The 10,419-nt window shown below is 44.8% G+C and carries 10 protein-coding genes and 1 pseudogene; 5 read left to right on the top strand and 6 right to left on the bottom strand.

Annotation, left to right across the window (positions count from 1 at the left end):
- Window positions 1-1,614: methanol/ethanol family PQQ-dependent dehydrogenase (locus MDMS009_RS13660; protein WP_008292004.1), on the top strand; the 1,614-nt coding region annotated here is incomplete at its 5' end.
- Window positions 1,615-1,827: 213 nt separating this feature from the next.
- Window positions 1,828-2,715, top strand: coding sequence for a quinoprotein dehydrogenase-associated putative ABC transporter substrate-binding protein (locus MDMS009_RS13655; protein ID WP_043888378.1), 888 nt, complete (start codon window positions 1,828-1,830; stop codon window positions 2,713-2,715).
- A 22-nt stretch (window positions 2,716-2,737) separates the two neighbouring features.
- On the opposite strand, the gene MDMS009_RS13650 is transcribed toward MDMS009_RS13655, so the two are convergent.
- Window positions 2,738-3,160: a DUF302 domain-containing protein gene (locus tag MDMS009_RS13650; protein WP_237700532.1), complete on the bottom strand. Its 423-nt coding sequence runs from the start codon at window positions 3,158-3,160 to the stop codon at window positions 2,738-2,740.
- Between the two features lie 120 nt (window positions 3,161-3,280).
- On the opposite strand from MDMS009_RS13650, the gene MDMS009_RS13645 reads away from it, so the two are divergent.
- From MDMS009_RS13645 to MDMS009_RS13635, 3 genes are read left to right on the top strand one after another with little or no spacing between them, the layout of a single operon-like run.
- Window positions 3,281-3,961 carry a hypothetical protein gene (locus MDMS009_RS13645; protein ID WP_008291961.1) on the top strand — a complete coding sequence of 227 codons (681 nt, stop codon included), beginning with the start codon at window positions 3,281-3,283 and terminating at the stop codon, window positions 3,959-3,961.
- 57 nt (window positions 3,962-4,018) lie between these two features.
- A complete protein-coding gene (locus MDMS009_RS13640) occupies window positions 4,019-5,467 on the top strand; it encodes a sensor histidine kinase (protein WP_008291959.1) in 1,449 nt (482 codons plus the stop codon).
- A 25-nt stretch (window positions 5,468-5,492) separates the two neighbouring features.
- Window positions 5,493-6,872 carry a sigma-54-dependent transcriptional regulator gene (locus tag MDMS009_RS13635; protein ID WP_008291999.1) on the top strand — a complete coding sequence of 460 codons (1,380 nt, stop codon included), beginning with the start codon at window positions 5,493-5,495 and terminating at the stop codon, window positions 6,870-6,872.
- Window positions 6,873-6,879: 7 nt separating this feature from the next.
- Here the strand turns inward: MDMS009_RS13635 and MDMS009_RS13630 are convergent, their stop codons facing one another.
- From MDMS009_RS13630 to petA, 5 genes and pseudogenes are all read right to left on the bottom strand, one after another.
- Entirely contained in the window at window positions 6,880-7,272 is a 393-nt protein-coding gene (locus MDMS009_RS13630; RefSeq protein ID WP_043888385.1) for a ClpXP protease specificity-enhancing factor, read from the bottom strand.
- 7 nt (window positions 7,273-7,279) lie between these two features.
- A complete protein-coding gene (locus MDMS009_RS13625) occupies window positions 7,280-7,900 on the bottom strand; it encodes a glutathione S-transferase N-terminal domain-containing protein (protein ID WP_008291982.1) in 621 nt (206 codons plus the stop codon).
- A 72-nt stretch (window positions 7,901-7,972) separates the two neighbouring features.
- Window positions 7,973-8,674, bottom strand: a complete 702-nt coding sequence (locus MDMS009_RS13620; RefSeq protein WP_008291962.1) for a cytochrome c1 — start codon at window positions 8,672-8,674, stop codon at window positions 7,973-7,975.
- Window positions 8,671-9,896, bottom strand: a pseudogene (locus MDMS009_RS13615) (cytochrome b). The gene MDMS009_RS13620 and the pseudogene MDMS009_RS13615 overlap by 4 nt, the downstream one beginning before the upstream one ends.
- The coding region (petA, locus tag MDMS009_RS13610; protein ID WP_154647049.1) for a ubiquinol-cytochrome c reductase iron-sulfur subunit at window positions 9,896-10,419 on the bottom strand (524 nt) is incomplete at its 5' end. The gene petA and the pseudogene MDMS009_RS13615, both read right to left, overlap by 1 nt.

Raw genomic sequence — 10,419 nt, 5'->3', positions numbered from 1 at the left:
AATGTCAAAGATTTGAACATGGCATGGTCTTTCTCAACCGGTGTTTTACGTGGTCACGAAGGTAACTCTCTGGTTATCGATGGCACTATGTATGTTCACACTGCATTTCCTAACATCGTATTCGCGTTGGATTTGAACAACGACGGTGCAATCAAATGGAAGTATGAGCCAAAACAAAACTACGATGAAACTGTGCCAGTTATGTGCTGTGACACGGTTAACCGTGGTCTGTCATACGGCGACGGAAAAATCTTCCTGAACCAAGCTGACACGACTCTGGTTGCGTTAAATGCGACTGACGGTAGCGTTGTATGGTCTGATAAACGTGACGATCCAAAACGTGGTGCAACCAGCACTGCTGCGGCGCACGTATTTAAAGATAAAGTACTGGTTGGTGTATCTGGTGGTGAGTTCGGTGTACGTGGTTACATCCAGGCTTACGACTTAGACGGTAACGTTCTGTACAAAGCGTACAGCACTGGTCCTGACGAAGAAATGCTGATTGATCCAGTTAAAACCACTTCTATGCTGAAACCAGTTGGCAAAGATTCATCTTTGAAAACATGGCAAGGTGACCAATGGAAAATTGGTGGTGGTACAACATGGGGTTGGTATTCTTACGATAAAGACCTAGACATGTTCTACTACGGTAACGGTAACCCATCTACATGGAACCCGGTACAACGTCCAGGTGACAACAAATGGACCATGTCTCTGTTTGGTCGTGATTTAGACACCGGTATGGCGAAATGGGTTTACCAAATGACGCCTTACGATGAGTGGGATTACGATGGTGTTAACGAAGTGATCCTGGCTGAACAAAAAGTCAAAGGCAAAATGCATAAGACTGCTGTTCACTTTGACCGTAACGGTTTTGGTTACACCATGGATCGTGAAACTGGTGAACTCCTGGTCGCAGAAAAATATGACCCAGCAGTTAACTGGTCAAACGGCGTTAGCCTGAAAACTGGTCGTCATGACCGTGTAGCGAAATACTCAACTGCACGTAACGGCGAAGATGTGAACACCACTGGTATCTGTCCTGCGGCATTGGGCTCTAAAGACCAACAGCCAGCGGCTTACTCACCACGTACCGGTCTGTACTATGTACCGACTAACCACGTGTGCATGGACTACGAGCCATTCGAAGTTGAGTATGTTGCAGGTCAACCATACGTTGGTGCGACATTAAGCATGTTCCCAGCACCAGGTGGTACTCACTTGGGTAACTTCATTGCATGGGATGCACGTGAAGGTAAAATCGTCTGGTCAAACCCAGAACGTTTCTCAGTATGGTCAGGTGCTTTGGCAACTGCCTCTGATGTTGTGTTCTACGGTACGCTGGAAGGTTACCTGAAAGCAGTAGATGCTCAAACTGGCCGTGAATTGTACAGATTCAAAACGCCATCAGGCATCATCGGCAACGTCAACACTTACAAACATGGTGGTAAACAATACGTTTCTATCCTGTCTGGTGTAGGTGGTTGGGCTGGTATCGGTATGGCTATCCCTAGCTTAGAAAACGATTCAGATGGTCTGGGCGCAGTCGGTGCATATAAAGCACTGTCTAGCTGGACTAACCTGGGTGGTGTACTGAGCGTATTTAGCCTGTAAGACCAAGACCCAATTAGATTAAGCAATTAATCTAACAAGTCTGATAAAAGGCCCGGTATCGTAAGATGCCGGGTCTTTTTTTATGGATACGGCAAATACATAACGATTCGTAGAGCAATTGTGCACTTGAGACTGTTTGAATAAGAATTTGTGAAACAAATATGTTAGCTTAACGGTCACACTGTTTTTAAAAGCAATAAAAAGGAAGAGAGAATGACCCATTTGCAGCGTTGGGCAGTATTACTGTCAGGACTATTTTTAAGCATCACAGCAGTCCATGCTGAAGACTTAGACTTGAAACCTTTGCCGGGGCAAGAGTCTGTCAGGGTGTGTGCTGACGGTTACAACATGCCGTATTCAAATAAAGAGAAAGAAGGCTTTGATAACCGAATTGCAGAATTATTAGGTGAGGAGCTGGGAATCCCTGTTGAGTATTATTGGTTTCCTCAACGTATTGGTTTCTCTCGAAATACCATCAAAAGCGTTGATCCTGAAACCGGCAAGTTTCGTTGTGATTTAGCAATGAGTATTCCTGAGCATACTGACTTCCTCAAGCCAACCAAACCTTATTGGAGCTCAATTGAGGCAATGGTCTACCGTCAAGGTGAAGGTTATGAGCTGAATAAGCTTGAAGATATTGCTACCGTCAGTAAAGAACAAAAACCGTTGCGTATTGGTATCTTTGACCGTGGTGTAACGACCAAGCAATTGCTGGAATTAGGCTTGGCTAATCAAATTGAATATTTTCAGATGATGAGTGGCGATGTCAGTGTTAATGCTGGTCGTATTATCGAAGGTGCACTGGCCAACGGTGAAATTGACGTTGCTCTTTTGTGGGGACCTATTGCTGGTCACTACGCCAGTGTTTCAGACATTCCAATGACAGTGAAACCATTGAACGAACTTGGCGAAGCAATGGTATTTAGCTTTAGCATGGGTACGCGTTACCAAGATAAGAAGTGGAACGCACTGCTGAATAAGTTCCTTGATAAACGTCGTGATGATATTAACGCTATCATGTCTGAATACAATATGCCGTCTCTAGAAAACGTTAATCCCTATCCTAAGAAACGTGTTCGTAAAGATGATGACGATGATTAATTAGTCGGGTTGATTGGGGTTACTACTCGATAGTAGCCCCGATAATTCCCCTCAGGTTGGTATTAATTTTTTTGGCAAAGGCGCTTTGCTCTGCGTCAGCTACAGACTCATCCATGAATTTAGTACTGACAATGACTTTTTGATCACTGTTTTGTCTAACAGCGATATTGCAGGGCATATCATTAATCAGCACAGGATTGATCAACATCATTTCTTTAGCATAGGTGATATTACAAAAACTGGTAATCGTGGACAAAGGGAAATCATTATCACCTCTGTCTCTGACAGCCTGACCAATATGACTTCGATGAATAATCCGATAGTTGTATTCAGAAATCGCGATGTCCAGGTTGAGAATGGTATCTTGAAATGAGTAAGGGCTTGCTCGCTCATAGATATGATCTTCTTGTTGTGGCTGACAACCATTTAATAAAATAACGGTCACAAGCAATAGGCAGGAAGTAGTGATTTTTTTAAATGAACACATCATTTTTGCAGGCTTTGTGTAAACTGGGACGTTACCTAAGCATAACATTATAAGATCCACAATAAAGAGGTATAAATTGTGAAGAAATTAGTCATGTCGCTGGCAACGGGTTGGATGCTGACCCTCGCTACCACCGCATTCGCCGCTCCAGGCTTCTCTGAAGTTAATAATGTCCTTTTCGATAAAGCTCATATGCAAAATATCGAACAGCCGGGCACGCTGACCTATCATTATAAGAAAGAAAGTTTTGTAGAAGATTCACGTGAAGATGATATTCAGGTGAAGGTTTCAAACATTCGTAATACAGGTCGTCGCGACCTAGCGTTTGAATTTTTCTCAAATGAGTACAAACGTCCATATGAACCAATGGAAAATCAACGTGGTAATGGCGTGTTTGTTCTTTATCTTGAGTTTGATATTCATGAAATGGAGCGTTTAACCGGTGGTGAATGGCGTTATTTTCAACGTAAGTTGCGTTGGTCGTTCGCTGAGGGTGGAGATAAAAAAGAAGTCGATATTGACTATAATGGCGAGACTGTAAAAGGTGTTCAGTATATAGTTCAGCCTTATGCAAATGACCCTAAAAATTCACGCTACAAGCTGTATGCAAATAAGTACTATATTTTTACTATGTCTGAACATATTCCCGGTGAGATTTATCAGGTCCGTACCGTGGTGCCAGATGGTGAAACATGGAGTGAAGGTGAGCCAGTTCTGGTTGATGAATCTATCACCTTTGCAGGCTTTGAAGGCGCTTAAACTGACGCTGATACCGGCTGAAATTGAAAACGGGCTGTTCGGCCCGTTTTTTTATGTATGAAGTTATTTCGTAAATTTCACAGCATTCAGGGCTCATTGTTACTACATGAGCTCAGCTATGTTGTGTTGATTTTGGTCACCGCCAGTGTGGGCATTGGCTGGGCCTTTGCCTGGCAGAAAAGTGCTGAAGAATCACTACGACTGACTGCGATGAACAGTCATGTTCAGAATGTTCGGGGTGAACTGTATCGGCAACTGAAAGAAGTCTTTGATGCGTCTTTTTTGAGTGATGTGGATGCAGCAGATGAGTACGATCTATACACGCGTCGTATCAATATGTTTCTGGGTGATTTACAGCTTTTAGCTATCGATAATAAAGAGATCGACGCAACTAACAAGATTGCCATTGCTTACAATCGCTTTCACAACGAAACTAACAAACTATTAGTTCCTGCTAACCTGACGCCGCAACAAAAGCACCTCCTTGATAAACAGCTCGAACAATATACTTTCAGCGAGCTAGAGGCAGCGTTCGGAGGCTTTGAACGTTTATTGCAGGACAAGCAGCGGGTATTAACTAAAAACCGTCAGAAATGGATTTCACACATTATGATACTGGCGCCACTGCCAGTATTACTTGCCATTACCTTATTGTTATTCTCCCGCCGTTATGTCAAAAATAATGTGGTGAGACCATTGGCGAGCGTGATGCAGGGGGCTCGTCGTATCAGTAGAGGTGACTTAGCACATAATATTCCGAAACGGGGGGTCGATGATCTTACGCGTTTGGCTGATGCAATTAACAGCATGGCTGATGAACTGGCCAGTAACCGCGATAAACTGATTGAAGCAAAAAAACAGGCTGCTCTGGGAGAACTTGTACCGTTAGTCGCACACAATATTCGTAATCCTTTGGCTGGTATTAGAGCGGCTTCACAGGTCACGCAGGACGAGACGTCGGATCCGGTGATTCAAGATGCGCTACGCGATATCATTATTGCTGTTGATCGTCTTGAACGTTGGGTCACCTCATTACTAACCTATTTACACCCCCGCAAACCCCATTTCAGTAGACAAAAACTGACAGAGGTGGCTGACAATGCAATGTCACTTATCGCCTTACAGTTAAATGAAAAACAGTTAACCTTAAGCAGAAAGGGGTGGGAAGGACAGGTTAATCAGATTGCTGTAGATAGTAATTTGATGGAACAGACGTTGTTCAATTTGGTGCAAAATGCGATCGAGGCTTCACCCCATCACTCTGAGATCATGCTGAATTATTTTCAAAAAAATGCTCAGGTTGTTTTGACGATAAGTGACCGAGGCAAGGGCATGACGTTTGATCCGGTTTCAGAACAAGTCACCGATGGTGAAGCTAAACGTTTAGGCAGTGGCCTGGGCATTCCATTTGCATTGAAAGTTATCAAGCAGCATGGTGGTCAGTTGATTTATTCTGATGCTGATAGCAACGGGACGAAAGTCACTATTATTTTACCTAGAACTTAAAAAAACGGCATAAAACAGGACATCAATGCTCAACGTATTATTAATTGAAGATGAAACCTTATTTGCTAAATCGGTGTTACGCCGTTTACAGCGTGAGGGCCATACTGGCGCAATAAAAGCGTCGTTGGAGGCTGGTCGTGCGGCATTAAAAACCAAACTGCCAGATGTGATTCTGCTGGATGTACGTTTGCCTGATGGTAGTGGTTTGGATTTACTTAAAGAGATTCGCGCCAATGCCGCATGGCAGGCAATACCGGTAGTCATGATGACAGCGTATGGTGAGCTGGAAGATGCGGTGACGGCCATGAAGATTGGTGCAACTGATTATCTGAAGAAACCTGTTGATTTGGATGAGTTGGTCTTGACCTTATCAAAAGTGATGCAAACCCAGAAACTCAGTCTGCAGTTGGATTATTCACAGGTTCGTGAAACACATGGTATCGAACCGGCCACGATGATTGGCTATAGTCACACTATTCAGGCTGTCAGACAGCAAGTTGAACGCATTGCTAACTTGGTTGATAAAGCTGAACAAGAACATCCGGTCATTTTGGTTTCAGGCGAGACAGGGACGGGGAAAGATGTGATCGCCCGCATTTATCATCAAACGGGCAGTTGGCGCCACAGGCCCTATGTACATGTCGACTGTGCGGCATTACCCGCCGAGCTAATTGAAGCCGAGTTATTCGGCTATGAACGGGGTGCATTTACTAACGCGCATCAGGCTAAACCGGGATTGATTGAAGTAGCAGAAGACGGCACTTTATTTCTTGATGAAGTCGGCGAATTACCGCTGTCGTTACAAACAAAACTGTTAAATGTATTAGAACGTCGACAGGTGCGAAGACTTGGTTCTACACGTGAAGTGCCGGTGCAGGCTCACTTTATTGCAGCAACTAATCGTGATTTAAAACAGATGGTGGCCGATGGGCGGTTTCGGGCGGATCTGTTTTTCAGGCTGAATGTACTAGGTTTACATTTACCACCGCTACGTGAAAGGCAAGAAGATATTGCACTCTTGGCAGTGCATTTTGTGGATGTTGTGGCCAGACGTTATGGGCTAGAGGCGCCTGTTTTTTCTGATGATGCCGTGCAAATATTGCAGTCGTACTCGTGGCCAGGAAATATTCGTGAACTTCAACATGTCGTTGAACGTGCCGTAATGTTATCGCCGCAGGGCGTGATCGAAAGTTCACAGTTGATGTTGCAAGCGCCAACTGCAGCAACCTCAGAGAATGATTACAGTGGCGTGGATAGTCTCAGTGAAATGACGCTAGAGCAGGTAGAAAAATATTTAATTGAGAAAGCGTTAGAAAAGACGGCGGGAAATGTTTCTCGCGCCGCCCGTAAACTGGGTTTGACTCGGATGGCAATGCGCTACCGAATGGAAAAATATCAGCTTTAAAGGCTTATTATTTTACCACTTTGAGGCTTGGACGGCCTTTGCTAACAGGGGCGGTTTCTTCTGAGTTGTCATCTGTAGGCGGTGGTGGCTGGTCGTCGTCTGGGAAGAACATGCCTTCGTTGTTTTCTTTGCCATAAATCGCTTGCACAGAAATGATGGGAATGAAGACATCCATCGCTTTACCACCAAAACGGGCAGAAAAGCTAATCCATTCATTATCTATCAACAGGTCGCGAATAGCGTCCGGCGCTACATTGAGTACAATGCGATCATCTTTGACGAAATCTAATGGGACTTGCACACCTTCATGACGGGTGTTGACCAGTACATACGGTGTGCACTGATTGTCCAGTAGCCATTCATGAATGGCTCGAACTAGGTAGGGCTTTTGTGATGTCATGCTCATATTAACGCATCGCCCTTTCAGTCTCACTGAGGCTAGCCTGAAAGCTGTCACGTTTAAAAATTCGCTCCGCATAAGACTCTACTGCTTTGGCACTGGCTGGAAGCTTTATGTTCAGGCTTGGCAGACGCCATAGCAGTGGCGCTAGCGCACAATCCAACATCGAAAACTCATCACTCATAAAAAACGGTGAGCTCTCAAATAAGGGGGCTAAGACAGTCAAGTCTTCTTGGATGGTTTTACGTGCCTTGCTGGTTTTACCACGTTCCCGACCTGATAAGGCATGCCATAGTGAGTACCAGTCTTTATCAATACGGTGCAGCATCAGGCGTGCTTTAGCACGGGCGACCGGATCGACAGGCATTAATGGCGGATGCGGAAAACGTTCATCAAAAAAGTCCATGATGACACGTGAATCAAATAGCACCAGATCGCGATCGAACAATGTCGGGCCGGCTCCGTAAGGATTCGCTGCAGCGACGTCCTCGGGCCATTCGCCTGCCACTAACTCTACAATATTGGTTTCAATATTTTTTTCTTGAATGACGATTCGGGTCTGATGACTGAAAGGGCAGGTCGGATCCGAGTAAACGGTCATCGTAGAACGACGGTTACTGTTACTCAAAACGTGTTACCTCAGTGTGGCTCATCAGGGTTAACAGAAAGATCTTATTCACGAGTAAAAATGACGTCATGACTAGTGAATGTCTCTCCAGAAGGCTTTCTTCAGCGGGTAAGCAACTAAGAAAAACAGCGCTAAATAAAGCAGCACCCACTTAGCAAGTTCCATTCTTTGCAGTTTGGAAGGTTCACCAATGTATGCAAGGAAGTTGACTAAGTCGCCGACCACTTGATTGTATTCATATGTGCTCATTGGGCCTGCTGTGGCTTCAACCAATTCACCATGATCGTCTTTCGCCATATAACCTTGTTGTTCCCACAACACATGAGGCATACCGACATCTTTGAATGCTAGGTTGTTAGTACCCATGGGACGTGATTCATCCAGATAGAAAGTCCGTAAATAGGTGTATAACCAGTCAGTGCCACGAGAACGAGAAATCACAGACAAGTCTGGTGGTGTGACACCAAACCATTTTTGGGCGTCTTCAGCTCGCATGGCAACCGTCATGGTTTCACCGATTTTATCTGATGCAAACATCAGGTTGTTTTCAACCTGTTCGTCGCTTAGGCCCAAGTCTTTTGCCATACGGTTATAGCGCATGTATGAAGCAGAGTGACAACTCAAGCAGTAGTTAACAAAGGTTTTTGCACCACGCTGGAGAGATGCCTGATCGGTAATATCAATCTCAACAGAGTCTAAGTGAACACCACCTGACGCCGCCATAGCCTGAGTAGAGAACAGACTGACAATAAAAGCTAATACTAAAGTTCTCATTTGAATGTCACCCTTTCTGGCACGGGTTTATCTTTATCTAATTTTGTATAGATTGGCATGAAGATAAAGAATGCAAAATAAATAACAGAGAATATCTGTGCAAGTAATGTGTATAAAGCTGTCGCAGGTTGCGTACCCAAAAAGCTAGTACTAAGAAGCTGACGATAAACAACACTAATGCAATTTTGAAGTAAGGACCGCGGTAACGAAGCGATCTGACAGGACTGCGATCCAGCCACGGCAACAGAAACAGGAACACGATCGATAAGCCCATCGCAACCACACCAGGGAAAGAGGAGTTATTGATACTCGGCACGGCTCTTAAAATGGCGTAAAACGGGGTGAAATACCATACCGGTGCAATATGTTCCGGTGTTTTCAGAGGATCAGCTGGCACGAAGTTAGCATGCTCAAGGAACCAACCACCGCCTTCTGGCGCGTAGAAAAGGATCAATGAGAAAAGAAACAGGAAGACGATAACGCCAACAATATCTTTAACTGTGTAGTAAGGATGGAAAGGAATGCCATCTACCGGCTTGCCATTAGCATCTTTGTTTTTCTTGATTTCCACACCGTCAGGGTTATTAGAGCCTACTTCATGCAAGGCAATAATATGAGCAACAACCAAGCCCAGTAATACCAGAGGCATTGCGATGACGTGAAAAGCAAAGAAACGATTCAGCGTAGCATCCGCGACAACAAAATCACCACGGATCCATAAGGCTAGTTGCTCGCCGATAAAAGGCACAGCGCCGAACAACGAAATGATGACCTGCGCGCCCCAATAGGACATTTGACCCCAAGGCAGTAGATAGCCCATAAATGCTTCAGCCATCAGCACCAGATAAATGAGCATGCCGAAGATCCAGACCAGTTCGCGAGGTTGTTTGTATGAACCGTACATCAAGCCACGGAACATATGTAGATAGACGACAACAAAAAAGGCTGACGCGCCGGTTGAATGGAGGTAACGGATTAACCACCCCCATTCCACATCACGCATGATGTATTCGACTGATGCAAACGCAAGCGCAGCATCAGGTTTATAGTGCATGGTGAGGAAAATACCGGTGACAATTTGTAGAACTAAGACCAGTAAAGCAAGTGAGCCGAAGAAGTACCAGAAATTGAAGTTCTTGGGTGCGTAGTATTCAGATAGATGCTCTTTCCACATTTTGGTGGCTGGGAATCGAGCATCTAACCAGTTCATAAAACCATTCATTACGCGACCCCTTCAGCATCATTACCAATCACGACGACATTATCACCTTCGAAATAATAAGGCGGCACAACCAGGTTTTTAGGAGCCGGCATGTTTTCATATACGCGTCCTGCAAGATCGTATTTGGAACCATGACACGGACAGAAAAAGCCACCTTTCCAGTCTTTACCTAAATCGGCAGGTGCCAACTCTGGACGGTAGGTAGGAGAACAACCCAAGTGAGTACAAATGCCAACCAATACCATCAATTCATCACGAATCGCTCGGGTGTCGTTCTGGCAGTATTCAGGTTGTTGTGAAGTCACTTCACTGTCTGGATCACGCAGTGTGTCATCCATTGAGCCCAGTGTGGTTAATACTTCCTGACTACGGCGGAAGATCCATACTGGTTTACCTCGCCATTCGACAGTGAGTAACTGTCCCATTTCAAGTTTGCTAATATCCACTTCAACCGGAGCACCTGCTGCTTGAGCCTTGGCACTAGGTAACATGGAACTGGCAAATGGAACGGCAACTGCAGCGG

The sequence above is a fragment of the Methylophaga thiooxydans DMS010 genome, from assembly GCF_000156355.1.
In the GTDB taxonomy this organism is placed as follows: Bacteria; Pseudomonadota; Gammaproteobacteria; order Nitrosococcales; family Methylophagaceae; genus Methylophaga; species Methylophaga thiooxydans.
The sequence above is the reverse complement of the archived record's forward strand: the minus strand, read 5'-3'. Positions and strand labels throughout refer to the sequence as shown.

What these genes read in the sequence shown, in the direction of transcription:
- MDMS009_RS13620 (WP_008291962.1), bottom strand. Translation starts at nt 8,674, where the DNA reads ATGAGAACTTTAGTATTAGCTTTTATTGTCAGTCTGTTCTCTACTCAG.
- MDMS009_RS13630 (WP_043888385.1), bottom strand. Translation starts at nt 7,272, where the DNA reads ATGACATCACAAAAGCCCTACCTAGTTCGAGCCATTCATGAATGGCTA.
- MDMS009_RS13640 (WP_008291959.1), top strand. Translation starts at nt 4,019, where the DNA reads ATGAAGTTATTTCGTAAATTTCACAGCATTCAGGGCTCATTGTTACTA.
- MDMS009_RS13635 (WP_008291999.1), top strand. Translation starts at nt 5,493, where the DNA reads ATGCTCAACGTATTATTAATTGAAGATGAAACCTTATTTGCTAAATCG.
- MDMS009_RS13655 (WP_043888378.1), top strand. Translation starts at nt 1,828, where the DNA reads ATGACCCATTTGCAGCGTTGGGCAGTATTACTGTCAGGACTATTTTTA.